24 protein-coding genes are annotated in these 25,232 nt (G+C 54.2%); 16 read left to right on the top strand and 8 right to left on the bottom strand.

Translation table 11 applies throughout. The features are described from left to right. Nucleotides 1-11: 11 nt before the first annotated feature. A complete protein-coding gene (greB, locus tag NA986_RS13135; protein WP_000856695.1) occupies nt 12-485 on the bottom strand; it encodes a transcription elongation factor GreB in 474 nt (157 codons plus the stop codon). A gap of 225 nt (nt 486-710) precedes the next feature. Between greB and ompR the strand changes: the two genes are divergently transcribed. Both ompR and envZ read left to right on the top strand, forming a co-directional pair. Continuing rightward, nucleotides 711-1,430, top strand: a complete 720-nt coding sequence (ompR, locus tag NA986_RS13130; RefSeq protein ID WP_001157751.1) for an osmolarity response regulator transcription factor OmpR — start codon at nt 711-713, stop codon at nt 1,428-1,430. Continuing rightward, nucleotides 1,427-2,779: a two-component system sensor histidine kinase EnvZ gene (gene envZ / locus NA986_RS13125; protein ID WP_001253818.1), complete on the top strand. Its 1,353-nt coding sequence runs from the start codon at nt 1,427-1,429 to the stop codon at nt 2,777-2,779. The genes ompR and envZ overlap by 4 nt, the downstream gene beginning before the upstream one ends. 74 nt (nt 2,780-2,853) lie before the next feature. On the opposite strand, the gene pckA is transcribed toward envZ, so the two are convergent. After that, a complete protein-coding gene (gene pckA, locus NA986_RS13120; RefSeq protein WP_001265689.1) occupies nt 2,854-4,473 on the bottom strand; it encodes a phosphoenolpyruvate carboxykinase (ATP) in 1,620 nt (539 codons plus the stop codon). 379 nt (nt 4,474-4,852) lie between these two features. On the opposite strand from pckA, the gene NA986_RS13115 reads away from it, so the two are divergent. Then, nucleotides 4,853-6,562 (top strand): DUF4153 domain-containing protein, encoded by a 1,710-nt coding sequence (locus tag NA986_RS13115; RefSeq protein WP_023216666.1) that lies wholly within the window; start codon nt 4,853-4,855, stop codon nt 6,560-6,562. 110 nt (nt 6,563-6,672) lie between these two features. Here NA986_RS13115 and hslO read toward each other — a convergent pair whose 3' ends face one another. The 4 genes from hslO to igaA form a co-directional block, all read right to left on the bottom strand. Further along, complete coding sequence (gene hslO, locus NA986_RS13110) at nt 6,673-7,551, bottom strand: Hsp33 family molecular chaperone HslO (RefSeq protein ID WP_001135571.1); 879 nt, start codon at nt 7,549-7,551, stop codon at nt 6,673-6,675. 24 nt (nt 7,552-7,575) lie between these two features. Then, complete coding sequence (gene hslR / locus NA986_RS13105) at nt 7,576-7,977, bottom strand: ribosome-associated heat shock protein Hsp15 (RefSeq protein WP_000660721.1); 402 nt, start codon at nt 7,975-7,977, stop codon at nt 7,576-7,578. A gap of 10 nt (nt 7,978-7,987) precedes the next feature. Then, on the bottom strand, nt 7,988-8,656 hold the full coding sequence (yrfG, locus tag NA986_RS13100) for a GMP/IMP nucleotidase (protein ID WP_001520508.1): 669 nt from the start codon (nt 8,654-8,656) through the stop codon (nt 7,988-7,990). A 64-nt stretch (nt 8,657-8,720) separates the two neighbouring features. After that, a complete protein-coding gene (igaA, locus tag NA986_RS13095) occupies nt 8,721-10,853 on the bottom strand; it encodes an intracellular growth attenuator protein IgaA (RefSeq protein WP_000104092.1) in 2,133 nt (710 codons plus the stop codon). A 322-nt stretch (nt 10,854-11,175) separates the two neighbouring features. Between igaA and nudE the strand changes: the two genes are divergently transcribed. Continuing rightward, nucleotides 11,176-11,739: an ADP compounds hydrolase NudE gene (nudE, locus tag NA986_RS13090; RefSeq protein ID WP_000045725.1), complete on the top strand. Its 564-nt coding sequence runs from the start codon at nt 11,176-11,178 to the stop codon at nt 11,737-11,739. Between the two features lie 95 nt (nt 11,740-11,834). Here the strand turns inward: nudE and mrcA are convergent, their stop codons facing one another. Next, nucleotides 11,835-14,387 (bottom strand): peptidoglycan glycosyltransferase/peptidoglycan DD-transpeptidase MrcA, encoded by a 2,553-nt coding sequence (gene mrcA, locus NA986_RS13085; protein ID WP_000673808.1) that lies wholly within the window; start codon nt 14,385-14,387, stop codon nt 11,835-11,837. A gap of 120 nt (nt 14,388-14,507) precedes the next feature. Here mrcA and NA986_RS13080 point away from each other — a divergent pair, with 120 nt between their 5' ends. The 12 genes from NA986_RS13080 to trpS all read left to right on the top strand — a co-directional run bounded on the left by NA986_RS13080 (nt 14,508) and on the right by trpS (nt 24,793). Continuing rightward, nucleotides 14,508-15,287 carry a hypothetical protein gene (locus NA986_RS13080; protein ID WP_023216435.1) on the top strand — a complete coding sequence of 260 codons (780 nt, stop codon included), beginning with the start codon at nt 14,508-14,510 and terminating at the stop codon, nt 15,285-15,287. Continuing rightward, nucleotides 15,287-15,826: a PilN domain-containing protein gene (locus tag NA986_RS13075; protein ID WP_000951381.1), complete on the top strand. Its 540-nt coding sequence runs from the start codon at nt 15,287-15,289 to the stop codon at nt 15,824-15,826. The genes NA986_RS13080 and NA986_RS13075 overlap by 1 nt, the downstream gene beginning before the upstream one ends. Continuing rightward, nucleotides 15,810-16,283: a HofO family protein gene (locus NA986_RS13070; RefSeq protein ID WP_023216436.1), complete on the top strand. Its 474-nt coding sequence runs from the start codon at nt 15,810-15,812 to the stop codon at nt 16,281-16,283. The genes NA986_RS13075 and NA986_RS13070 overlap by 17 nt, the downstream gene beginning before the upstream one ends. Further along, complete coding sequence (locus NA986_RS13065) at nt 16,273-16,674, top strand: DUF2531 family protein (RefSeq protein WP_023216437.1); 402 nt, start codon at nt 16,273-16,275, stop codon at nt 16,672-16,674. Before NA986_RS13070 ends, NA986_RS13065 begins: the two co-directional genes overlap by 11 nt. Beyond that, nucleotides 16,589-17,827, top strand: a complete 1,239-nt coding sequence (hofQ, locus tag NA986_RS13060; protein WP_023216438.1) for a DNA uptake porin HofQ — start codon at nt 16,589-16,591, stop codon at nt 17,825-17,827. The genes NA986_RS13065 and hofQ overlap by 86 nt, the downstream gene beginning before the upstream one ends. Nucleotides 17,828-18,291: 464 nt before the next feature. Continuing rightward, nucleotides 18,292-18,813 carry a shikimate kinase AroK gene (gene aroK / locus NA986_RS13055; RefSeq protein WP_000818621.1) on the top strand — a complete coding sequence of 174 codons (522 nt, stop codon included), beginning with the start codon at nt 18,292-18,294 and terminating at the stop codon, nt 18,811-18,813. A 56-nt stretch (nt 18,814-18,869) separates the two neighbouring features. After that, nucleotides 18,870-19,958 carry a 3-dehydroquinate synthase gene (gene aroB / locus NA986_RS13050; protein WP_000439820.1) on the top strand — a complete coding sequence of 363 codons (1,089 nt, stop codon included), beginning with the start codon at nt 18,870-18,872 and terminating at the stop codon, nt 19,956-19,958. A 97-nt stretch (nt 19,959-20,055) separates the two neighbouring features. Continuing rightward, nucleotides 20,056-21,333 (top strand): cell division protein DamX, encoded by a 1,278-nt coding sequence (gene damX / locus NA986_RS13045; RefSeq protein ID WP_000343147.1) that lies wholly within the window; start codon nt 20,056-20,058, stop codon nt 21,331-21,333. Between the two features lie 180 nt (nt 21,334-21,513). Next, nucleotides 21,514-22,350, top strand: a complete 837-nt coding sequence (gene dam, locus NA986_RS13040; protein ID WP_000742132.1) for an adenine-specific DNA-methyltransferase — start codon at nt 21,514-21,516, stop codon at nt 22,348-22,350. Nucleotides 22,351-22,367: 17 nt separating this feature from the next. Next, nucleotides 22,368-23,045 carry a ribulose-phosphate 3-epimerase gene (rpe, locus tag NA986_RS13035; RefSeq protein ID WP_000816287.1) on the top strand — a complete coding sequence of 226 codons (678 nt, stop codon included), beginning with the start codon at nt 22,368-22,370 and terminating at the stop codon, nt 23,043-23,045. After that, complete coding sequence (gene gph, locus NA986_RS13030; protein ID WP_000359652.1) at nt 23,038-23,796, top strand: phosphoglycolate phosphatase; 759 nt, start codon at nt 23,038-23,040, stop codon at nt 23,794-23,796. Before rpe ends, gph begins: the two co-directional genes overlap by 8 nt. Beyond that, complete coding sequence (gene trpS / locus NA986_RS13025; protein ID WP_000165562.1) at nt 23,789-24,793, top strand: tryptophan--tRNA ligase; 1,005 nt, start codon at nt 23,789-23,791, stop codon at nt 24,791-24,793. Before gph ends, trpS begins: the two co-directional genes overlap by 8 nt. Nucleotides 24,794-24,937: 144 nt before the next feature. Here trpS and NA986_RS13020 read toward each other — a convergent pair whose 3' ends face one another. Then, on the bottom strand, nt 24,938-25,108 hold the full coding sequence (locus tag NA986_RS13020; RefSeq protein ID WP_000472323.1) for a YhfL family protein: 171 nt from the start codon (nt 25,106-25,108) through the stop codon (nt 24,938-24,940). Nucleotides 25,109-25,232: the final 124 nt, after the last annotated feature.

Raw genomic sequence — 25,232 nt, 5'->3', positions numbered from 1 at the left:
TTCTTCTTGTCTTATTTGACGTATTCGATCGCATTGACGTACCAGTTTGCTTCGCCGACAGGGGTGTTGACCACCGCCAGATCGCCCACTTCTTTTTTCAGTAGCGCCCGCGCCATCGGCGAGTCGATAGAGATGTAATCCTTACGTCCGAAAATTTCATCGTAGCCGACAATGCGGAACTTCAGCGTATCGCCGTCATCATTTTCAATTTCCACCCAGGCGCCGAAGAAGACTTTGCCCTCCTGCTGCGGGGAATAATCCACGATTTTGAGATTTTCCATGCATTTGGTCAGATATCTGACGCGTCTGTCGATCTCACGCAGGCGCTTTTTATTATACTGATAGTCGGCATTCTCGCTGCGGTCGCCCAGACTCGCAGCCCAGGTCACTTTTTTGGTGACCTCCGGGCGCTCTTCACGCCAGAGATAATTGAGCTCTTGTTTGAGTGTTTCGTACCCTTCGCGGGTGATCAGGGGCGTTTTCATCTCGTTGATTTACCTTTGCTGTCGATATTGCGCACACGGGGTATAACGTGATCGTCCCGACAGAATAAATAATGGGGTTGCCGATTAATTGTATATTTAAGCTGCTGTTAAATATGCTTTGTAACAATTTAGCCTGAAATTCATACCAGAATTTGCTGGTGACTCACGTGAGCTTTTTTAAGAATACACACTTACATTTGTTGCGAACCTTTGGGAGTACAGACAATGCAAGAGAATTATAAGATTCTGGTGGTTGATGACGATATGCGTCTGCGGGCGCTACTGGAACGTTATCTGACCGAGCAGGGCTTCCAGGTTCGAAGCGTCGCTAACGCCGAGCAGATGGATCGTCTGCTGACCCGTGAATCTTTCCATCTCATGGTACTGGATTTAATGCTGCCAGGTGAAGATGGTCTGTCGATTTGTCGTCGCCTGCGTAGTCAAAGTAATCCAATGCCGATCATTATGGTCACGGCGAAGGGTGAAGAAGTTGACCGTATCGTCGGGCTGGAAATCGGCGCCGATGACTACATTCCTAAACCGTTTAACCCGCGCGAGCTGTTGGCGCGTATCCGCGCCGTGCTACGTCGTCAGGCAAACGAACTGCCCGGCGCGCCGTCGCAGGAAGAGGCCGTTATCGCATTCGGTAAGTTTAAACTGAACCTCGGTACGCGCGAGATGTTCCGTGAAGATGAACCGATGCCGCTGACCAGCGGGGAGTTTGCGGTACTGAAAGCGTTAGTCAGCCATCCGCGCGAGCCGCTCTCTCGCGATAAGCTGATGAATCTGGCCCGTGGCCGCGAGTATTCCGCGATGGAACGCTCCATCGACGTCCAGATCTCCCGCCTGCGCCGTATGGTGGAAGAAGATCCGGCACATCCGCGTTATATTCAGACCGTATGGGGCCTGGGCTACGTCTTCGTACCGGACGGTTCTAAAGCATGAGGCGAATGCGCTTCTCGCCGCGAAGTTCATTTGCCCGCACGCTGTTGCTCATCGTCACCTTGCTGTTCGTCAGCCTGGTGACGACCTACCTGGTGGTGCTGAACTTCGCGATTTTGCCGAGCCTCCAGCAGTTTAATAAGGTTCTGGCTTACGAAGTCCGTATGCTGATGACCGATAAGCTGCAACTGGAGGACGGCACGCAGTTAGTCGTGCCGCCTGCGTTTCGCCGGGAAATCTATCGCGAGCTGGGGATCTCTCTCTACACCAACGAAGCCGCCGAAGAGGCCGGGCTGCGTTGGGCGCAACACTACGAATTCTTAAGCCACCAGATGGCGCAGCAATTAGGCGGCCCGACGGAAGTGCGCGTTGAGGTCAACAAAAGCTCGCCCGTCGTGTGGCTCAAAACCTGGCTGTCGCCCAATATCTGGGTGCGCGTGCCGCTGACCGAGATTCATCAGGGCGATTTTTCTCCGCTTTTCCGTTACACGCTGGCGATCATGCTCCTGGCGATAGGTGGCGCGTGGCTGTTTATTCGTATACAGAATCGACCGTTAGTGGATCTTGAACATGCCGCCCTGCAGGTAGGGAAGGGAATTATTCCGCCGCCGCTGCGTGAATATGGCGCCTCTGAGGTGCGCTCTGTGACCCGGGCGTTTAACCATATGGCAGCCGGCGTGAAACAATTGGCCGATGACCGTACGCTATTGATGGCGGGCGTCAGCCACGACTTGCGCACGCCGCTGACCCGTATTCGTCTGGCGACGGAGATGATGGGCGAGGAAGACGGTTATCTCGCGGAGTCGATCAATAAAGACATCGAAGAGTGTAACGCCATTATCGAACAGTTTATTGACTATCTGCGTACCGGTCAGGAAATGCCAATGGAGATGGCGGATCTCAATTCCGTACTGGGCGAGGTGATTGCGGCGGAAAGCGGCTATGAGCGTGAGATTAACACTGCGCTTCAGGCAGGCAGTATCCAGGTGAAAATGCACCCGCTCTCGATTAAGCGCGCGGTGGCGAATATGGTGGTCAATGCTGCCCGCTATGGCAACGGCTGGATTAAGGTCAGCAGCGGCACCGAGTCGCATCGCGCCTGGTTCCAGGTAGAAGATGACGGGCCGGGCATTAAGCCGGAGCAGCGTAAACATCTGTTCCAGCCTTTTGTACGCGGCGACAGCGCCCGTAGCACCAGCGGCACAGGGCTGGGGCTGGCGATTGTGCAGCGCATTATCGATAACCATAACGGGATGCTGGAGATTGGCACCAGCGAGCGTGGCGGATTGTCGATTCGCGCCTGGCTACCGGTTCCTGTGGCTCGCGTCCAGGGGACGACAAAAGAGGCATAAGAAAGGGAGGTATTACCCTCCCTTTCTTCTCAACGCTGGATGACGCTGTTCAAAGCCGCCATCCGGCCTGTTCCTTACAGCTTCGGTCCGGCGCTAACCAGCGCTTCGCCTGCCGGGGTATCCGTATACTTCTCGAAGTTCTCAATGAACAGTTTCGCCAGCGCGGTGGCTTTTTCCTGCCATTGTTCCGGCGACGCGTAGGTGTTACGCGGGTCGAGAATGTGGGTATCCACGCCTGGCAGTTCAGTCGGGATCGCCAGATCGAACAGCGGCAGACGGAAGGTTTCCGCGTTATCAAGAGAACCGTTCAGAATGGCGTCGATAATCGCGCGCGTATCTTTGATGGAGATACGTTTGCCGGTGCCATTCCAGCCGGTGTTAACCAGATAAGCCTGCGCGCCTGCTGCCTGCATACGTTTCACCAGCACCTCAGCATACTGCGTCGGGTGCAGCGTCAGGAACGCGGCGCCGAAGCAGGCGGAGAAGGTGGGGGTCGGTTCGGTGACGCCGCGTTCGGTGCCGGCCAGTTTAGCGGTGAAACCCGACAGGAAGTGGTACTGCGTCTGGTTAGCGGTTAAACGGGAAACCGGCGGCAGCACGCCGAAGGCGTCCGCCGTCAGGAAGATAACCTTCGTGGCGTGACCTGCTTTGGACACGGGCTTAACGATGTTATCGATATGATAGATCGGGTAAGAGACGCGGGTGTTTTCGGTTTTGGAACCATCATCGAAATCAACGGTGCCGTCTTCGCGCACGGTGACGTTTTCCAGCAGCGCATCACGGCGAATCGCATGATAAATTTCTGGCTCCGCTTCTTTCGACAGTTTGATGGTTTTGGCGTAGCAGCCGCCTTCAAAGTTGAACACGCCGTCGTCATCCCAACCGTGCTCATCATCGCCAATCAGACGACGTTTCGGGTCGGTGGACAGAGTGGTTTTTCCGGTACCGGAAAGGCCGAAGAAGACCGCGACATCGCCTTTTTCACCCACGTTGGCGGAACAGTGCATTGAGGCGATACCTTTGAGCGGCAGCAGGTAGTTCATTACCGAGAACATTCCTTTTTTCATTTCGCCGCCGTACCAGGTGCCGCCAATAAGCTGAATACGTTCAGTCAGGTTGAACGCCACGAAGTTTTCCGAGTTCAGCCCTTGCTCTTTCCACTGCGGGTTGGTGCACTTCGCGCCGTTCATGACAATAAAGTCAGGTTTGAAGCCTACCAGCTCTTCGTCCGTTGGGCGAATGAACATATTTTTAACGAAGTGGGCCTGCCAGGCGACTTCCGTAATAAAGCGCACGGAAAGACGCGTATCGGCATTTGCGCCGCAGAACGCATCAACAATGAATAAGCGCTTACCGGAAAGCTGATGCGTCACCAGACCTTTCAGGTGTTGCCAGGTTTCCTGGGAAAGCGGCTTATTATCGTTTTTACCTTTACCCTTATCGGACCACCACAGCGTATCACGCGTGGTGTCGTCGCGAACAATATACTTATCCTTAGGCGAACGACCGGTAAAAATACCGGTATCAACGGCAACAGCGCCCAGGTTAGTTAACACGCCACGCTCATAGCCTTCCAGACCAGGATTAAGTTCTTCCTGATAAAGGGTGTCGTAGCTGGGATTGTAAACGATATCCTGGACGTCGTTGATACCATAAGCCTTGAGATCTTGCGGGGTTAAATTGTTAACGCGCATATCACTGCTCCTTAGCCAATATATATTACCGAAAATAGTAAGGTTTTTTGAGGTTGGTTAACCGCGACAAGGCTCATAGATTTACGTATCTGGACAAAATCACGATTGACGAAAAACACTGTGACTCCTGTCACGCAGCGGCGGTTATTATGGCAGGAAACCTACTTTTGTTGTGGAAAATGTTCTGAAAACGTTAAAAGGAAGTGTTTTTGACCGACATAATGTGACTGTAATCGCATTCATGTAAGAAAGTTACGTAACACCAACATTAACAATATCGATTCACCTCTCTGCGTTTTTTTCTGAATTATGCATGACGACGCCTGGCGGTGAACAGATGGTGCAATAATGCGGCTTTCTCATCATTCTGGATAACGACATGGAAAGTGTAGCGCTTTCACGTACTACTCGCTGGGGGATGTTGCTCACCGGTTTGCTGCAGGGCGTCTTGTGCTACCTGCTGATGGCCTGGCTGGTACCACAAAATAGCGACTGGCTGTTCTATGGTATGCCTGCGACGATAGCGTTGTCGTCAATGCTATTGCTTACCGTGGTCTCTTTTAAACAGCGCGCGCTGTGGGGCTGGCTGGGGCTGACCTTTGTGGTCGTGCTGGCAATGAGCGGCTGGCTGAAATGGCAGGTTGAGACGGTGGAGAAATGGCGCCTGGCCGAGCTCCTCTGGCTGTATGGTCTCCGGCTTGTGTTGATGGCGATGCTGGTCTTACCCTGGATGCAATATCAGCTACATTCGCAAACCGGTTCGGCGCGTTATCCCCAGTTTTATCTGCGGTTATGGCATAACGTACTGACATTGTTTATCGTCCTGGTCGCCAACGGACTGTTCTGGCTGGTTCTCCTGCTCTGGAGCGCGCTATTCAGGCTGGTGGGCATCCGCTTTTTCAGCACCCTTTTCTTTGAAACTGAAGCCTTTATTTATGTGACCATCGGCTTGATTACGGCGCTGGCGGTCATTCTCGCCCGCACGCAGTCGCGCCTTGTGGCGGCGGTGCAAAAGCTGTTGACGCTGATCGCGACAGGTTTACTGCCGGTGGTGTCGCTGCTGGCATTGCTGTTTATTGTGACGTTACCCTTTACCGGACTGGAGGCGATTTCTGCGCGTGTTTCCGCTGCGGGGCTGCTATCCACGCTGACGCTGATGCTGCTGCTCCTCGTGGCGATTGTCAACGAACCGCAAAAGCGCGTATTACCCTATCCGCGCGTACTACGCGGCATGATTAGCGCCTCGCTGTGCGTTGCCCCGATATATATGCTGCTGGCGGGCTGGGCGTTATGGGTACGCATTCAGCAATACGGCTGGACGCCGGATCGTCTGTATGGCGCGCTGACGGTGTCTGTCTTGCTGGTATGGTCCTTCGGTTATCTGATCGGTCTGTTACGCCGCGGACGCGACCCTGGTGAGTGGCAAGGCAAGGTGATACTGAGCGTCTCTTTGTTGACGCTGGTGATATTGCTGTTGCTGGCCTCGCCTGTACTTGATGTCTGGCGTATTAGCGTCAACAGCCATATGGCGCGTTACCATAGCGGTAAAATTACTGCGGATCAGATCAGCCTGTATATGCTGGATCACAGCGGCAAACCTGGCCAGGAAGCGCTGAAATCGTTGCGGGATGACGAGGCGTTTACGCAGAACAGAAAGCGCAATCGTAAACTGATGACGTTTTTGCAGAGAAATAAGGTCTCTCCGACGGCGGACGATTTAGCGCGGGTGGTGATGATTGCGCCCGGTAGCCAGAAGCCGGATGCCGCATTTTGGGCGTTTGTCAAAGAGCAGAGTTATTCGGACGATTCCTGCCTTGAACCGGATGCCTGCGTGCTGGTGAGTCAGGATCTTAACGGCGACGGTCAGCCTGAGCAGGTGCTGTATAACTTTATTGTTGCCGAGAGCCAGGTCTACGGCTTAAAAGAGGGGAAATGGACGCAGAAAGCGTTCGCCCGATTGCCGGACGGGTTTTCTAAGACGCAACTGTTGCACGCGATTGCCGGGCATCGGTTAGACTCAGCCCCCAAAGCCTGGCGCGATATCATTGTTGATGGTCAGCGGTTGGATGTGGATTACTACAACGAGTAAGCTTTTTGCCGGATGGCGGCATAAATGCCTTATCCGGCCTACGGAGCGGGATGCTGTAGGCCAGATAAGCGCAGCGCCATCAGGCAATGATGTTGTCGACTGAAAGGCGATTAATGAACCTGTGGATCGGCAGGAGAGGCGTTGTTACGGATCTCCGCGATATCCATCGCATTGAACAGGTAATGATTGCCGCAGTAATCGCAGTGCATATCGATTTCACCTTCTTCCGCCAGAATGCTGTCCACTTCTTCATCCGGCAATGTTTTCAGCGCGCCCGCGCAACGTTCGCGTGAACAGGTGCATTTGAATTCAACATCTTGCGGATCGTAGAGCGTGACTTCTTCTTCGTGATACAAACGCCACAGCACATCATTTGCCGGTAACGTCAGCAGCTCTTCGCTTTTAATGGTTTCCGTCAACATAGCCAGATGGTCGAAATCCTCCGCCTGCGCGTTCTGTGCCGGCATCACCTGGAGCAACATTCCACCTGCCGCCGGTTTACCGTCGACATCGCCGGTACGGATAAACAGGCGCGTCGGCAACTGCTCGGAGCGCAGGAAGTAATCTTCCAGGCACGCCGCCAGAGTATCGCCTTCCAGACCCACCACGCCCTGATAGCGTTCACCCTCTTCCGGCGTAATGGTGATCACCAGATAGCCGTTGCCAACCAGCGTTTTGAGATCCGCATTGTCAGGGATGTCGCCCTGAACGCGAGCCACGCCGCGCATCTGCTGCTGATTATTGCCATTGATCACCGCCAGGCTTAATGGCCCGTCGCCCTGGAGCTGTACCGTAATGTCACCGGCAAACTTCAGCGTCGCGGTCAGCAGGCTAGTGGCGACCAGCAGTTCGGCCAGTACGGTTTTCACCGGCTGCGGGTAGGTATGATTGTCGAGGATCTGTTGCAAGGTTTCCGAAACGGTCACCAGCTCGCCGCGAACGGCAAAGTTTTCAAACAGATAACGATGTAATTGGTCATGTTGCGGCATAATCATCTCTCTTGCGGGTGACAGTTATTCGCTGTCGCCGTGTTTAAATCGTAACAGGTCGCGGCGCTCTTTCTTGTCCGGTCGCCTGTCCGGATGCGGCATGGTCAGGGCGTTAAGCTTGCGCGCCTGCGCCATTTTTTCGCGTTTTTCCACGCTTTCCGCCGTCTCTTCATACAGAGCGACGGCTTCGCTGGCCGGACGGCGCTGTTCGGTGATGGCTTTAACGATCACCGTCCGTTCGTCATTTCCCTGACGCAGGGTAAGGGTTGCGTTCAGCTCGACGATTTTGCTCGGCTTACTGCGCTGGCCGTTGTAATGCACCTTACCGCCTTCAATCATCTCGCGGGCCAGCGCGCGGGTTTTATAAAAACGCGCGGCCCACAGCCATTTATCCAGTCTGACCTCAACGGAGGACTTTTCTTTCATGGCGTCTCCTTCACATCAGCGAGGGGATCAGACGGCGGTAGTCGTTCAGGGACGGATGGCGCGTATAGTGCTTTTCCGCCAGACCGGAATCGGGATTCGTCACGCCAAGACAGTAGCGAATACCAAACCGGGCGGCGGCGTCGAGAATCGGTTCGCTGTCATCGATAAACAGCGTTTTCTCTGCGCTTATTCCCGTTTCCTCAGTGACAGCGCGCCATAACCGCTGATCCTCTTTGGGATAACCAAATGTGTGGGTGGAAAGTAATAAATCAAGGTGTGAGGCCAGACCGGTATGCTCCAGCTTCACCGCCAGGTTATGTGGATGCGCATTGGTGAGCAGAATCCGACGTTTTCCGCTGGCTTTTAACGCATTCAGAAACGGTACGGTATCGTCGCGCAAAACGGCGCGCGGCCCTTGCGCCGTCGTCATGGCGCAAATATCCAGACCCAGACGCTCGCTCCAGTAATCCAGACAGTACCAGTTTAGCGTATGCTGTACGGCATGATACTGCTGACGAATATATTCCTGCGCGTCCTGCGGCGAAATACCCTGCTGCGCGCCGTAGGTTTCCGGTACCAGCTTTTGCCAGAAATAGTTATCGAACGCGAGATCGAGCAGCGTGCCGTCCATATCCAGCAAAACGGTATCCACGTTTTGCCAGTCAATATCAATATGCATGGGGAACTCCAGGGTAACGCAATTTGCGCGACAGGGTAGCATACCCTGTCGCACGGCGGCGCTATCAGATGAGATTTTCCGGAGAGACGGTTAACCTGGGATTGAGGCAGCTTTCATAGTATTCCTGGATGTCCGCCATACGGGTACGGTGGCGTTGATAACGTCTGAACGCCTGAATGCCGTTGTAGACCGCGCTCACTATCATTGCCAACATCAGCAGCGTGGTACCGAGGTAACGCCACCAGCCGGATTTATCGGGGATACGATGCAGGCTGATATGCTGCGTACCGTTGGCATCGGTATACACGCTGGTGACAATGCCCTCGGCGCTAAATGGCGTCTGCATGAGCGTTTGCGCCAGACGCTGGAAGGCGCTCCACTGTTCCTGCGCGGGATAGTCATACAGCGGCGTTGACGGCCAGGCCTGATCAACCAGTTCGCTGCCTTCATCGCTGGCGATCAGGAATCCGCCGGGAGCGGGGCTATTCAGCGACTGGGCGGCACGCGCGGTCTCGCGAGAAATAAACGGCGCCGTTGAGGTCGTGACCAGATTTTCCAGCGACTCTGCGCTTACGGGGCGTAGCAGCACGTTGACGCCGTCCAGTTTGCCGGCGTTCGCGCGTTTCACCAGCGCGTTCCAGTCCTTACTGTTACCGAGATTAACCAGCGCATTTTTCAGGCGCACGCACTCGTCTTCCGCCGCGCACAAATCAGCGGTTTTCAGAACAATATCGCCAAAGTCATCTAATAATACCATGCCCGATTTTTGGATCGCGGAGCGTAAAGATGCGCTGACGCGCGAGTCGTCTTCGGGTTTTGGATGGAGCTGACGATTTACCGCCTGGCTTAGCGCCATCGCTTTATTCACCAGGTCTGATTCCGGCAGCGGTAACGCAGGCGCGTCATTCCAGATGATTTGCGAGCAATCGAACGGCATAAACGGTGAGTTAGACTGGCCGCTCCAGGTCGCGCCGGAATGAATATTACACATTCCTTTACCGCTCAGGTGCAGCGTATCGCCCACCCGCACGCCAGCTTTTTCAAGCTGTTTTACCGTTGTCGCTTCAATGGTTTGCGCGCCTTTCATCCACGATAGCGTGAACTTGATTGGCATATCCAACGGGATCCAGAACAGCAGCATAAACAACACCAGCAGCGAACCGATAGCAATAACAGTGCTGCGTAACCAGTGCTGCAACGGAAAGTTTTTCACTTCATCATGCAGGGATAAAAACCGGCCCTGGCGCGCGACATGGCGATCAAGGTAAATATCAATATCCGTTTGTTGCCCAAGATCCTGCGTAATGTAGGGTTGCCAGTGGGCAGGGTAAATAAGGTCGATGATGCCCAGCGAAATATTGTTAATCTGCTCCTGATTATTCTCCCCAAACAGTCCCCAGCGGCGGGGCGTTCCCCGCAGACAGTGAATTTCCCGCAGCGCGCTTTTCGACGGCGGCGCAAAAAGTCCCCAAAGTCCGGCTGCCAGCAGCAGGATCGCGCCGCCTATCATCCACGGTACAAAAACGTCTGGCGTTATCAGGCAGAAAAAGAATAACAAAAAGGAGGCGACGATTAACAACGCTTCGCGCAAGCCAGCCGGGCGGCTGAGCGCATATTCTTCGTGGGTCTCCTGACGGATATTCAACAGCTCAATCTGCTCGCTCTCTTCGCCGCGAATCGACGCCTGCGTAGAGGCCGTATTCTGTAGCGCGTAGCCGCGCGACTCCTGCATATACTCTTGCAGCGTATGGCCGTTTAAAGAGATCACCAGCGGCAGCGTATCCGTGAGGATCAGCTCAACGTTGTTTTCATCATTGATGTACTGTTCCCAGAAAGGCGGCAGATGGACTTCGACGGAGTCGAGGTAGTAGCGCCATTTATTAGGATCGTCAGTGGTAATGCCGTAGCGGGTGATGGAGTGGGTCAGTATCACGACACTGTTGCTTTCCGCGTTCAGCGTCAGCGAGATGGGCGCAGCACTGGCGCCTGTCGGCCCCGGAACTTGCTGGATCTGGCTAAGGTTATCGAGATAGTTTTCTACCGCGCTGCGCTCTTCGGGCAACAGTTTACGCGTTTGCGCGTCCTGAAAGGCGCTGATCCACGGTAAGCTTCCTCGTCTGGACTTTACCCGGAACCGCCATATTGCCAGTAGAGAGCAGGCCAGCAAAGCAGCTATAAAAATCAGAATGGTGCTCATGCTTTCCCCATCTTACTAAGTCTGTCAGGCGTGGTCAGTCGCACCCTGTCCAATAAACATTTTTCTGTGGTTGGCTATCGGCAAGCGTGGAGTTGAACTTGAGCATTGTAAAGCGCATCCCAGTGAAGGCAAATCATAGCAATACCACCAAAAACGGAATATCAGCAAATTCCTGGAGTTATTTCAACCTATTGACTTTTAATTTGAAATAAGAATTAATTTTTATTACGTTACATAAATGTAAATAAACGGCAATTCGCATTGCCGAAACCGTGCGGTATGTCGCACAATGACCACAGATTACACTGCAAAGATTCTCACAATGAGCAAATCATTACAAAAACCCACCATTCTGAAAGTGGAAACCGTCGCACAATCCCGACTGTTTAACGTAGAAAGCGTGGATCTGGAGTTCAGCAACGGCGTGCGTCGCGTGTATGAACGTATGCGACCATCAACCCGTGAGGCGGTAATGATTGTGCCGATCGTTGATGAGCATCTGATTCTTATTCGTGAGTATGCGGTGGGAACCGAATCCTATGAGCTGGGCTTCTCGAAAGGATTGATCGACCCGGGCGAGACCGTTTTTGAAGCGGCGAACCGGGAGCTCAAAGAAGAGGTCGGGTTTGGCGCGCATAACCTGACCTTCTTAAAAAAACTCAGCATGGCGCCCTCTTATTTTTCCAGCAAAATGAATATCGTGGTGGCGGAAGATCTCTATCCGGAGTCGCTGGAAGGCGACGAGCCTGAGCCATTGCCGCAGGTACGCTGGCCGCTGGCGCATTTAATGGATCTGCTGGAAGACCCCGATTTTAACGAGGCCCGCAACGTCAGCGCGCTGTTTCTGGTACGCGAGTGGTTGAAAGCGCAGGGCCGAATTGCCTGATGGCGCTGCGTTGATCAAGCTAACGGAAAGTTTGTCTCCCCGTTCGCCGTCATCCGCTAAACACAATAAAAAAGGCGCCGGAGCGCCTTTTTTGATCAGAACAGTTCGTGTGTTTCACCATTATCAATAATGGTAGTTCCTACCTCGTGTACTGCCTGTTGTGTCGGCTGCGTGCCTTCGATGAAATACTCTTCACGGCTGTTACCGCCGCTCGCCAGTTGTCCGGTACTGCGGTCGATATTCACCGTGACGATGCCCGGCGGCGGCGTTAGCGGCTGTTCCGGCACGCCTTCCAGCACGGCTTTCATATAGGCGTCCCATGCAGGTTGCGCGCTCTTCGCGCCGCCCTCATAGCCGGAGATTTGATCTTTGATCGCACCGGAAGCGGTAGTGCGGCCTAAATCACGGCGGTGATCGTCAAAGCCGATCCATACGGAAGTGACGACGCCAGGACCATAGCCGGAGAACCATGCGTCTTTCGAGCTGTTGGTCGTACCGGTTTTGCCGCCGATATCGCGACGTTTAAGGTCGCGCGCCGCACGCCAGCCGGTACCCATCCAGCCGGGTTCGCCGAAGATATTGGTGTTCAGCGCGCTTTTGATCAGAAACGCCAGCGGCGTATTGATCACATGCGGCGCGTATTCCTGCGTGCCGTTTTGCGCGACCAGCGCCTGGTTTGCCTGTTCCAGCTCAGGCATCGGTACGGCGCTGTTTTGCTGCTCTTGCGAAACCGCGACCTCTTCCACATTGGTGTTTTCCAGCACGTCAGATTTCTGCGTATTGCCGTAAATGACCGGGATATCGCATTCCGGGCAGGCGATTTTCGGTTTCGCTTCGAAGATCACGCCGCCCTGATCGTTCTCAATCTTGCTGATGAAATACGGGTCGATCAGGAAACCGCCGTTCGCCATCACCGCATAACCGCGCGCAACCTGCATCGGCGTGAAGGAGGCGGAGCCCAGCGCCAGCGATTCGGTATGCACGATATTCTGCGCCGGGAAGCCGAAGCGTTGTAGATACTCCGCCGCATAGTCGACGCCCATGGCGCGCATGGCGCGTACCATCACCACGTTTTTCGACTGCCCCAGCCCCTGGCGTAAACGAATCGGTCCGGCGTACTGCGGCGGGGAGTTTTTCGGACGCCAGTCTGAACCTGCCCCGGCGTCCCAGCGGGAAATCGGCACATCGTTGAGCATACTGGCGAGCGTCAGCCCTTTATCCATTGCGGCGGTGTAGAGGAACGGTTTGATGTTCGACCCCACCTGACGCAAAGCTTGCGTCGCGCGGTTAAATTTACTCTGATTAAAATCGAAACCGCCGACCAGCGCCAGTACCGCGCCTGTTTGCGGGTTAAGCGAAACCAGCGCGGAGTTCACTTCCGGTACCTGCGCCAGCCACCAGTCGTTATCCACCTGACGAACCCAGATTTGCTGACCTGTCTGGACGACATCGGTAACTTTACGCGGCGTCGGCCCCTGCTGTGTATCCGAGCGGTAAGGCCGCGCCCAACGCATTCCTTCCATATGTAGCGAAACGGACGTACCGTCGGCAAGCGCAGCGGTCGCCTCTTGCGGATTAGCGCTGGTGACCACGGCGGGAAGCAGCGGTCCGTAGGTTGGCAACGCTTTCAACGTATCGGTAATTTTTTTACTGTCCCACGCCGTTTCGCCCACTTTCCATAGCACATTCGCCGGGCCGCGATAACCGTGGCGCATGTCATAGTCCAGCACGTTATTACGCACCGCCTGTTGCGCGGCCTGCTGCACTTTGCGGGTGATGGTCGTGTAAATACGATAACCATCTTCGTAGGCGCTTTCGCCATAACGGTTATACATTTCCTGGCGCACCATTTCCGACAGATAAGGCGCGGAGAAGGCGATTTCCGGCGCGTGATAATTTGCGTCGATAGGTTCGCTACGTGCCTGATCGTACTGCGCCTGAGTGATATATCCCTCGCTTAACATTCGCGAAAGCACTACGTTACGGCGCGCTATCGCCCGATCCATCGAGTAGAGCGGGTTAAAGGTAGAAGGCGCTTTAGGTAGCCCGGCGATAACCGCCATTTCGCTTAGGCTAAGCTGGTCGACCGTCTTACCAAAGTAGACCTGTGCCGCCGCGCCAACGCCATAGGCGCGGTAGCCGAGATAGATCTTGTTCAGATAGAGTTCGAGGATCTCATTTTTATTCAGCAACTGCTCAATACGAATCGCCAGAAACGCTTCCTTGATCTTGCGCATCAGCGTGCGTTCGGGGCTAAGGAAGAAGTTTCGCGCCAGTTGCTGGGTAATGGTACTTGCTCCCTGCGATGCGTGACCGGAGAAGAGCGCGACGCTGGCCGCACGGAAAATACCTACCGGGTCAATGCCGTGATGCTCATAAAAGCGGCTATCTTCGGTGGCGATAAAGGCGTTGATCATTTCCGGCGGAATTTGATCGAGCGTAACGGGAATACGACGTTTTTCGCCATATTGCGCGATAAGTTCACCATCCGCGCTGTAAACCTGCATCGGAATTTGCAAACGCACATCTTTCAATGTCGCGACGTCAGGTAGCTGTGGCTCAATATAGCGATAAAGGCCATAAATCGAGCCTGCTCCCAGCAGGATGCAACATACTGCAAGGATCAATAAATACTTTACGAACTTCACTGGAGATTTCCCATTTAGTGTCATTTGGGCAGTTTATAAACAAACGCGCGGTAGTATAAAGGCAAGCCAGACGCATTGATATACCCGTTAACGCGACGGGTGATAAGGAGATCGACCGTTATGGCTTTTAAAACCTGGCAAATAGGATTGCATATTCAGCAGCATGAAGCGCTGGCCATCGCCGTTATTCACGGCGCATCGGGCTGGTCTCTGCAACGTTGGTGGCGACTGCCGCTGATGAACGCCTCCACGGCAGAGGGTACGATTCCTGACCCGCAATCGCTGGCTCACGTACTGCGACCCTGGAGCCGCGAGCTGCCGCTACGTCACCGTATTTATCTCTCTTTTCCCGCAAATCGGACATTGCAACGCGCTTTTCCACATCCGCCGATGCGTCTGCGGGAACGTGAGCAAGTCGCATGGCTTTCACAAACGATGGCGCGTGAGCTGGATATGGATCCGGACTTATTGCGTTTCGACTTTCAGGACGATGCGCTAAGCCCCGCGTTCAACGTTACCGCCGTGCAAAGCAAAGAAATTTCAGAGCTGTTAACGCTGGCGCAAACGCTCAATGTGCGCATCGCTGCTGTAACGCCCGATGCCTGCGCGTTACAGCGCTTGCTGCCGTTTATACCTTCGGGGCGGCAATGTCTGGTCTGGCGCGATGAGAGCCAGTGGCTGTGGGCGACGCGCTATGCGTGGGGGCGTAAATCGGCGCGCGATGCGACGACGCTGCATGACCTTGCCGCAACATTATCCGTCGTGCCGGAACATATTTCATTATGCGCCGAAGGCGAATTCGACCCCTGGCGCGCCGTTACCGTCCGCCAACCGCCGGTTCCGCCGGACGGTTATCGCTTTGCGATTGCGCTGGGTTTAGCCATGGGGGAGATACGCTGATGGCGCATTCTGTCAATTTGCTCCCCTGGCGGCGCCAACATTACGTAGCGCGTCTGCGGCTGTGGTGCGTGGTATGGGGCGCGTCCCTGCTGCTGATAGCAAGCCTCGCGACGATCGCCCGGTTGGTTTTTTGGCAGGAGGGGAGGATTAATGAACTGCTACTGACGGCGGAAAACGGACACACGACGGCGCTTGCGGCGAACATACCGCAGTTGCAGCAGCGTCAGCGGCAGCAACAGGCGCGATTACAACGTCAGGCGCAGCGTGAACTGACGCAAGCCTGGCAATCTATCTTGACTGACCTTGCCAACCTGTTGCCAGAGCAGGCATGGCTGACAAGCCTCAATTATCAGCAAGAGACGCTAGAGCTGGAAGGGCTGGCGAGAACGTTTGACGCCCTGCTCACGCTTGAGACATCGCTTCGTCACTATGTCAGTTTTCCGCTAAACCGCACGGGCGCCACGCAGCAGGATGCGCAAGGGCGCTGGCAGTTCCATTATCAGTTAACGAGGAGTGCCGCCCGTGAACGCGCTCTTTGATATCTGGTACGGGATGTCGCGCCGTGGTCGGGTTTTTGGTTGGTGTGCAGGCGTGCTGTGCCTGACGCTGACGGTTGCGTTATCTGTGGGCTATCCCGGCTGGAAAACGCTGGATACGCAACAGACGCGGTTAAGCCAGCAGCGCGAGGCCGCCCGGCAACAGTGGCGTCATCTGCGCCGTCTGAGCGTCGCGGCTGAACCGCTTTTCGGGGGCACCGTGGAAAATCCGCGTCCTTTTTCGCCGTTAGATTTCCAGGCGCCTCCCCTGCGTTTGCTGCACTGGCAGCCATCGGCGCAGGGGGGAGAAATGGCGCTGAAAACGTCCTGGGATGCGGTGCCGTCGCTGTTTGTCCGGTTGGCCGAAAGCGAGATGATCGTAAGTCGGTTTTCATTGCGTAAAGAGGGGGCGGAATTATTGATGACGCTGCAACTGGAGCGCCTGGCGAATGAAGGCTAGCCGCAGTGTATTGCTCTGTTTTTGTTTGCTGATGTTGACAGGAATGCGCGATCCCTTCCGCCCGCCGGAAGATCGCTGCCGGATAGCGGAACTCTCGCAGTGGCGGTATCAGGGCGCGGTGCGTAAAGGCGAGCGATGGACAGGCATTCTTAAAGACAGCCAGCAAAAATGGCGACGAGTGGAAGAAGGGCAGACGCTGGAAAACGGTTGGACGATTGTCCGCCTGACGGCGGAAGTCTTAACGTTAACGACCGGTAAAAATTGTGCGCCGCCGCAGTGGCGGTGGCTACGTCAGGGAGCGGACAATGAAGCGATGGATAGCCATAATACTGATAGCCTTGATGCCCGCCGCGCAGGCGGGAAAAGCGGCGAAAGTGACGCTGGTGGTTGACGACGTCCCTGTGGTGCAGGTTTTGCAGGCTTTAGCCGAGCAGGAGCGGCAGAATCTGGTGGTGTCGCCGGACGTCAGCGGGACATTATCGCTACATCTGACGGATGTGCCGTGGAAACAGGCGCTACAGACGGTGGTCAATAGCGCGGGGCTGGTGCTGCGTCAGGAGGGGAATATTCTCCATGTTCATTCACAGGCCTGGCAGAAAGAACACAGTGCGCGGCAGGATGCCGAGCGGTTAAGGCTTCAGGCTAATTTACCGCTGGAAAACCGCAGCATTAGCCTGCAATACGCCGATGCCGGCGAACTGGCGAAAGCAGGCGAGAAACTCCTGAGCGCGAAGGGAACCATCATGGTAGATAAGCGCACCAACCGCCTGCTGTTGCGCGATAACCGCGCGGCCCTTGCGGAGCTGGAAAAATGGGTATCGCAAATGGATCTGCCGGTGGCGCAGGTGGAGCTGGCGGCGCATATCGTTACCATTAACGAAAAGAGTCTACGGGAACTGGGCGTAAAGTGGACGCTGGCTGACGCGACGCAAGCGGGCTCGGTGGGTGACGTGACGACGCTTTCCAGTGATTTATCTGTCGCCGCCGCCACCTCACGCGTCGGGTTTAACATCGGGCGCATTAACGGACGCTTGCTGGATCTGGAGCTGTCAGCGCTGGAGCAAAAGCAGCAGTTGGATATTATCGCCAGCCCCCGGCTGCTGGCTTCGCATCTACAGCCAGCCAGTATCAAGCAAGGCAGCGAAATTCCTTATCAGGTTTCCAGCGGCGAAAGCGGCGCGACCTCCGTGGAATTTAAAGAAGCGGTACTGGGAATGGAGGTGACGCCCACCGTTTTGCAAAAAGGGCGCATCCGCCTGAAGTTACATATCAGCCAGAATGTTCCCGGTCAGGTACTACAACAGGCTGACGGCGAAGTGCTGGCGATAGATAAACAGGAAATTGAAACGCAGGTAGAGGTAAAAAGCGGCGAGACGCTGGCGCTGGGCGGTATTTTTTCGCGAAAAAATAAATCGGGTAGCGATAGCGTGCCGCTGTTGGGGGATATTCCCTGGCTTGGTCAGCTCTTCCGCCATGACGGCAAAGAGGACGAGCGACGCGAATTAGTGGTGTTTATCACCCCCAGACTGGTGGCGACAGAATAATTTATGCATAAAAAAGCGCTGTTTTTGCACTGAACGCATCTGCGGGATTTGACGTGCGGATGTATTTAGCATACAAGGAGTACCGATTTGAGAGTCGTGCTTTTCGTTGCTTACGCATTGATTAATGCGCTTTGCCTTGCCTAAGGTGTGCATAAGACCGATGATAAACGGCTGAATGTCCGCTGATGCAGACGTATTGGTTCTGCGGATTGCGCACAATTGTTTGAAAGTAGAACAATTTGTAGGCCGGATATGTTGTTCTGGCCGCCATCCGGCAACGCTAACTCGGGTTTTGCAACAATCAGGCTTGGTGATTTATTCAGTTGCCAAACCCGCTTGAGTATTGAGATAATTTTCAGTCTGACTCTCGCAATATCTTATGAGGTTTCAGTTCATGTCCTGCTGCGCTGGGTGTCTGTGAAGCGGGTTTACCATTAACGAATAGTCTTAGTAGTACCGAAAAAATGGCAGAGAAACGCAATATCTTTCTGGTTGGGCCTATGGGTGCCGGAAAAAGCACTATTGGGCGCCAGTTAGCTCAACAACTCAATATGGAATTTTACGATTCTGATCAAGAGATTGAGAAACGAACCGGAGCTGATGTGGGCTGGGTCTTCGATGTTGAAGGTGAAGACGGCTTCCGTAATCGTGAAGAAAAAGTTATCAACGAATTGACGGAAAAACAGGGTATTGTGCTGGCAACCGGCGGTGGCTCTGTAAAATCGCGTGAAACGCGTAACCGTCTCTCCGCGCGTGGCGTCGTGGTCTACCTTGAAACGACCATCGAAAAACAACTGGCGCGCACGCAGCGTGATAAAAAACGCCCGCTGTTGCAGGTTGAAGCGCCGCCTCGCGAAGTTCTGGAAGCGCTGGCTAACGAACGCAATCCGCTGTACGAAGAGATTGCCGACGTCACCATTCGCACCGACGATCAAAGCGCTAAGGTTGTGGCAAACCAGATTATTCATATGCTGGAAAGCAACTAATTCAAGCAGAATACGCTGGGTAAGCGGGCACAAGTAACTAAGGTGGATGTCGCGTCATGGAGAGGATTACAGTCACTCTCGGGGAACGTAGTTACCCGATCACCATCGCGGCTGGTTTGTTTAACGAACCAGCTTCATTCTTGCCGCTGAAATCAGGCGATCAGGTCATGTTAGTGACCAACGAAACCCTGGCGCCGCTTTATCTGGACAAGGTTCGCGGCGTACTCGAACGGGCGGGCGTTAACGTAGACAGCGTGATTCTTCCTGACGGCGAGCAGTATAAGAGCCTGACGGTGCTGGATACGGTGTTTACGGCGTTACTGAAAAAACCGCATGGTCGTGATACCACGCTGGTCGCGCTTGGCGGCGGCGTGATTGGCGATCTCACCGGTTTTGCGGCGGCCAGCTACCAGCGAGGCGTACGTTTCATCCAGGTGCCAACTACCTTACTGTCGCAGGTTGATTCTTCCGTGGGCGGGAAGACCGCCGTCAACCATCCCCTTGGCAAAAACATGATTGGCGCGTTTTACCAACCCGCTTCTGTGGTTGTCGATCTTGATTGCCTGAAAACGCTTCCCGCACGCGAACTGGCATCGGGACTGGCAGAGGTGATCAAATACGGCATTATACTCGACGCGGACTTCTTCACCTGGCTTGAGGATAATCTGGATGCGCTGTTGCGTCTGGACGGCCCGGCGATGGCGTACTGTATTCGTCGTTGTTGCGAGCTGAAAGCCGAAGTTGTTGCCGCCGACGAGCGTGAAGCGGGCTTACGTGCTTTACTGAATCTTGGACATACCTTTGGCCACGCCATTGAAGCGGAAATGGGATATGGCAATTGGTTACATGGTGAAGCCGTTGCCGCAGGTATAGTGATGGCTGCGCGCGCATCCGAGCGTTTGGGGCAGTTCAGTTCTGCTGATACGCAGCGCATCATCGCTCTACTCGAACGGGCCGGGCTGCCAGTCAATGGCCCTTGCGAGATGTCCGCGCAGGACTATTTGCCGCACATGCTGCGAGATAAAAAAGTGTTAGCGGGGGAGCTGCGTTTAGTGCTTCCGCTGGCCATAGGGAAAAGTGAAGTGCGCGGCGGAGTGTCGCACGAAGTCGTTCTTAGCGCGATTGCTGACTGTCAGCAGGCGTAACAACAAGAAAGGTCAGACTGATATTGCGTAGATGTCAGTCTTTTAGCTTCAGGTTATGTGCAATGTCGTAAGCATTAACCTTTGAGTGGGGTGTTAAATGGATGAATTCAAACCAGAAGACGAGCTGAAACCCGATCCCAGCGATCGTCGTACTGGTCGTTCTCGTCAATCTTCAGAACGCGATAATGAGCCGCAGATCAACTTTGATGACGTTGATCTGGATGCCGACGATCGCCGTCCGACGCGTACGCGTAAAGCGCGTAGTGAAGAACCTGAAGTTGAAGAAGAGTACGAATCCGATGAAGACGATACGGTGGACGAAGAGCGTGTTGAACGCCGTCCACGTAAGCGTAAAAAAGCGGCCCATAAGCCAGCCTCTCGTCAGTACATGATGATGGGCGTTGGCGTGCTAGTGCTGCTGCTGTTGATTATCGGTATCGGCTCCGCGCTGAAAGCCCCCTCAACGTCTTCCAGCGAGCCGTCGGCCTCTGGCGAAAAGAGTATCGATCTTTCCGGTAACGCCGCCGATCAGGCGAATGCGACCCAGCCTGCGCCGGGCGCCACCTCCGCAGAACAAACCGCGGGCAATACGTCGCAGGATATTTCGTTGCCGCCGATTTCTTCAACGCCGACGCAGGGACAGTCGCCTGTGGTCGCTGACGGTCAGCAGCGCGTGGAAGTGCAGGGCGATCTGAATAATGCGCTGACGCAGAATCCAGAGCAGATGAACAATGTTGCGGTGAACTCTACGTTGCCGACAGAGCCTGCAACCGTCGCGCCAGTTCGCAATGGCAGCACGACGCGTCAGGCGGCGGTTAGCGAACCTACCGAGCGTCATACCACGCGTCCGGAACGTAAACAGGCCGTCATTGAACCTAAGAAACCGCAGACCACGGCGAAAACCACCACTGCGGAACCGAAGAAACCGGTCGCGCCAGTGAAACGCACGGAACCGGCAGCGCCAGCCGCGACGCCGAAAGCGACCACCACGACGGCTGCGCCGACAGCGACGGCAAGCGCTGCGCCGGTACAAACCGCGAAGCCAGCGCAAGCCTCGACGACGCCTGTCGCAGGCGGCGGGAAAAGCGCCGGCAACGTTGGCGCATTAAAGAGCGCGCCATCCAGCCACTACACATTGCAGCTCAGTAGTTCTTCAAATTACGACAACCTGAACGGTTGGGCGAAGAAAGAGAACCTGAAAAATTATGTGGTATACGAGACGACGCGTAATGGACAACCGTGGTATGTGCTGGTAACGGGGATGTATGCTTCGAAAGAAGATGCTAAACGTGCGGTGTCCACCTTACCTGCCGATGTGCAGGCGAAAAACCCGTGGGCAAAACCGTTGCATCAGGTTCAGGCCGATCTGAAATAATCCAGGCTGTGTCCTGCAATTGCCTGTGAGTGTCGCTGACAGCTATTTTTGTTCAGGACAGGCGCGAGGGGCGCATTTGCTACCGTCAAATGCGCCGTAAAGCAACGCGGCACAGCCTAAAGCGCAGGATGCTGTCGGAGCTTTCTCCACAGCCGGAGAAGGTGTAATTAGTTAGTCAGCATGAAAAAAAATCGCGCTTTTTTGAAGTGGGCAGGGGGAAAATACCCTCTGCTTGATGATATCAAACGACATTTGCCAAAAGGCGAGTGCCTTGTCGAACCTTTTGTGGGTGCCGGATCGGTGTTTCTTAACACCGACTTTTCTCGTTATATCCTCGCCGATATCAACAGCGACCTTATTAGCCTCTATAACATCGTGAAGTTACGTACTGACGAGTATGTACAGGCTTCGCGCGAGCTGTTTATGCCTGAAACTAACCAGGCTGAGGTCTATTACCAACTCCGTGAGGAGTTCAACACCTGCCAGGACCCCTTTCGTCGGGCGGTACTGTTTTTATATCTGAATCGCTACGGTTATAACGGACTCTGTCGCTATAACTTGCGCGGGGAATTTAATGTACCGTTTGGTCGTTATAAAAGACCTTACTTCCCGGAAGCGGAGTTGTACCACTTTGCAGAAAAAGCGCAGAATGCGTTCTTTTACTGTGAGTCATACGCAGACAGTATGGCGCGTGCGGACAAGTCGTCGGTGGTCTATTGCGATCCGCCTTATGCGCCGTTGTCCGCCACGGCTAACTTCACAGCGTATCACACCAATAGTTTTAGCCTGACGCAACAAGCGCATCTGGCGGAAATCGCTGAGAATCTGGTCAGTAACCGGATACCGGTGCTCATTTCCAACCATGATACGGCGCTCACACGCGAGTGGTATCAACTCGCAAAATTGCATGTCGTCAAAGTTAGACGCAGTATAAGCAGCAACGGCGGCACACGTAAAAAGGTGGACGAACTGCTGGCTCTGTACCAACCAGGAGTCGCAACGCCTGCAAGAAAATAATTCTCAAGGAGAAGCGGATGAAACAGTATTTGATTGCCCCCTCAATTCTGTCGGCTGATTTTGCTCGCCTGGGTGAAGACACCGCCAAAGCGCTGGCTGCCGGTGCTGATGTTGTACACTTTGACGTCATGGATAATCACTATGTGCCGAACCTGACTATCGGCCCGATGGTGCTGAAATCCCTGCGTCAGTACGGTATTACCGCGCCTATTGATGTCCACCTGATGGTCAAGCCAGTCGACCGTATCGTGCCGGACTTTGCCGCCGCTGGCGCGAGCATCATTACCTTTCACCCGGAAGCCTCCGAACATGTTGACCGCACGCTACAGTTGATTAAAGAACACGGCTGTAAAGCGGGGCTGGTATTCAACCCGGCAACGTCGCTCAGTTATCTCGATTACGTCATGGACAAACTGGATGTGATCCTGCTGATGTCCGTGAACCCAGGCTTCGGCGGCCAGTCTTTTATTCCGCAGACGCTGGATAAACTGCGCGAAGTGCGTCGCCGCATTGATGCGTCCGGTTACGACATTCGCCTGGAAGTGGACGGCGGCGTGAAGGTGAACAATATCGGCGAGATCGCCGCAGCAGGTGCGGACATGTTTGTTGCGGGGTCGGCAATTTTCGATAAACCCGACTACAAAAAAGTGATTGATGAAATGCGCAGTGAGCTGGCAAAGGTAACTCATGGATAAGTTGCAGAATATTCGGGGCGTCGCCTTTGATCTTGACGGTACGCTGGTGGATAGCGCGCCGGGTCTTGCCGCGGCGGTGGATATGGCGCTGTATGCGCTGGAACTGCCGGTCGCGGGCGAGGAGCGCGTGATTACCTGGATTGGTAACGGCGCAGACGTATTGATGGAACGCGCGCTGACCTGGGCTCGCGAGGAGCGCGCCACGCTGCGTAAGACGATGGGGAAACCGCCCGTTGATGAAGATATTCCTGCCGAGGAACAGGTACGCATTCTGCGTAAACTGTTCGACAGGTATTATGGCGAAGTGGCGGAAGAAGGCACTTTTTTATTTCCGCATGTCGCCGACACGCTGGGCGCGCTGCACGCCAGCGGATTGTCATTAGGTCTGGTGACGAATAAGCCGACGCCGTTCGTCGCGCCGTTGTTGGAATCGCTTGATATCGCCAAATACTTTAGTGTGGTTATCGGCGGCGATGATGTGCAAAATAAGAAGCCGCATCCGGAGCCGCTGTTGCTGGTGGCAAGCCGGCTGGGCATGATGCCGGAGCAGATGCTTTTTGTCGGCGATTCGCGTAATGATATTCAGGCTGCAAAAGCGGCGGGCTGCCCTTCGGTTGGCCTGACATACGGCTACAATTATGGCGAAGCGATCGCTCTTAGCGAGCCGGACGTCATTTATGACAGTTTTAACGATCTTTTGCCCGCACTTGGGCTTCCGCATAGCGATAACCAGGAAATAAAAAATGACTAAGCCCATCGTTTTTAGTGGCGCACAGCCCTCAGGTGAATTGACCATTGGCAACTATATGGGGGCATTGCGTCAGTGGGTAAACATGCAGGATGACTATCATTGCATCTACTGCATCGTAGACCAACATGCTATTACCGTGCGTCAGGACGCGCAGCAGTTACGTAAAGCGACGCTGGATACGCTGGCGCTGTACCTGGCATGTGGTATTGATCCTGAAAAGAGCACTATTTTCGTTCAGTCCCATGTGCCGGAACATGCGCAGCTTGGCTGGGCGCTGAACTGCTATACCTATTTCGGCGAGCTGAGCCGTATGACGCAGTTTAAAGATAAATCTGCGCGCTATGCGGAAAACATTAACGCCGGCCTGTTTGATTACCCGGTGCTGATGGCGGCAGACATCCTGTTGTACCAAACCAATCTGGTGCCGGTAGGCGAAGATCAGAAGCAGCATCTGGAACTGAGCCGCGATATCGCCCAGCGTTTTAACGGGCTGTATGGCGATATTTTCAAAGTACCGGAACCGTTTATTCCAAAATCCGGCGCGCGTGTGATGTCGTTGCTGGAGCCGACGAAGAAAATGTCCAAATCGGACGATAACCGTAATAACGTGATCGGCCTGCTGGAAGATCCGAAATCGGTAGTGAAGAAAATCAAACGTGCGGTCACTGACTCCGACGAGCCGCCGGTAGTGCGTTATGATGTGAAAGAGAAAGCGGGTGTCTCTAACCTGCTGGATATTCTTTCCGCCGTGACCGGTCAGAGCATTCCTGAACTGGAAAAACAGTTTGAAGGTAAAATGTATGGCCATTTGAAAGGCGAAGTGGCGGAGGCGGTTTCCGGAATGTTGTCTGAGTTGCAGGAGCGCTATCACCGTTTCCGCAACGACGAAGCGTTCTTGCAGAAGGTGATGAAAGACGGGGCGGAAAAAGCCAGCGCACGTGCGGCCGAAACGCTGAAAGCCGTTTACGAAGCCATTGGCTTTGTGGCGAAACCGTAAGGGGTATTGCGTGCCCGATGGCGCTGGCTTATCGGGCCTACAAACGAGCGTAAGTTGGACAAGGCATCTGCGCCGTACCGTTTATCAGACCTGTAAAAAAACCGGGAAAATCCCGGTTTTTTTGTATCTGCGCAGTCGTTTCTATTATTGATCGGCAGCCGGGCCGCAACCGCCAATAATTTTAGAAATAGAAATTGCAGGGTGCAGCAAATAATCGTAGCTGCAGTTATTTTTTTTGTTTTCGATATGACCAGTACAAGCAGTGAGCGTCGCCAGAACCCCTGCCACAACGGCAATTTTTACAAATTTAAACATTTCAAAATCCTTGTTGATAAAACGAGCACTACTGGTGGAATAAATATAAGATCTATTTAGCGTATAGTACGATAGCAATTATTAAACTATACAGGTAGTCCAAATAAGGACTTTATCTTTACCA

This window comes from Salmonella sp. NW177 (assembly GCF_051811585.1).
Lineage (GTDB): Bacteria > Pseudomonadota > Gammaproteobacteria > Enterobacterales > Enterobacteriaceae > Salmonella > Salmonella enterica.
Note: the sequence above shows the minus strand (reverse complement) of the source record. Positions and strands in the feature narration are given on the sequence as shown.